Below are 1,055 nucleotides of genomic sequence, written 5' to 3' on the forward strand. Positions count from 1 at the left end.
GGCAGATTGCAAGAAATAACTTGAACGAATTTAGTGACGTAGATTAAGCAAGAAGATCTCGATTGGTGTATGCCAATTAAGACATTTAAGTGGCCGTGAATTCAGATACCAATTGATTTGAACCAGTTGGTAATCACTTAGTTCTTCAATGGCTTGTCCCTTGGGAATAAATCGTCGCAAAACTCGGTTACGGTTCTCATTACTACCGCGTTCATGTGGTGAATAAGCATGGGCAAAATAAACCGGAGTACCAGTTCGCTGCTCAATTGCCTGGTAGTTAGCGAACTCTTTACCATGATCTACGGTAAGCGTCTTGAGCTTGTCTTGAAGTTGACTAGCTAGTTCAAGTACGGCTTGAGTCATGGACTGACTGTCGCGACCATGGAGCCGTTTAACAATTGTCAGGCGACTCTTACGCTCCACGAAAGTAGCCACAGCTTGACCTTTACGTTTGCCAGAAAGTACGGTATCAGCTTCAAAGTGGCCGAATTCCTGGCGAGTTTCGACTTTATGAGAACGCTCCTCAATGGAGCGGCCGTGACTGAACGTACCACGCTTTTCTTTAGCGCGATGACGACGAATTCCATGATCAGGCAAATCGGGCAACTGTACATCAAGCCATTCTTGATCAATCCAGTTATAGACCGTCTTGTAGGCAATTCCAACTACATGGGCAACTTGTTCAGGGGACCACTTCTGGACTTGAATCTTTTCCTCGATCAAGTGTTTAAGGTTTTTAGTGAGCGAAGACTTCCGCCCCCGTTGACTAACCTTGCGTTCAAAGTCAGTTTGCGCTAGTTCAGCTTGATACTCACCGTTGAGCCGGTGAAGTTCGTTAAAGACTGTGGTTTTACTAAAGCCTAAGTAATTAGCGATGTATCGTAAGGAACGTCCTTCATTATGAAGCGTTTCAATGACAACGCGGTTCTGGAATGATAAAATAGTGGTGCCCATTAAGGTCCTTCTTTCTAATGGAATGTTGTGGTAACACCATTAAAGACCTTGATGGGTTTTTCTGTCCACTTAAATGTTCAACTTAAATTTTACAATCTGCC

Annotated in this window: 1 protein-coding gene; it reads right to left on the reverse strand. The window is 43.9% G+C overall.

Going from position 1 to position 1,055, the window contains the following annotated elements:
* Positions 1-30: 30 nt before the first annotated feature.
* Entirely contained in the window at positions 31-954 is a 924-nt protein-coding gene (locus CBG10_RS08300; RefSeq protein WP_094512305.1) for an IS30 family transposase, read from the reverse strand.
* Between the last annotated feature and the right edge of the window lie 101 nt (positions 955-1,055).

Source organism: Limosilactobacillus reuteri, assembly GCF_002254085.1.
Lineage (GTDB): Bacteria > Bacillota > Bacilli > Lactobacillales > Lactobacillaceae > Limosilactobacillus > Limosilactobacillus reuteri_K.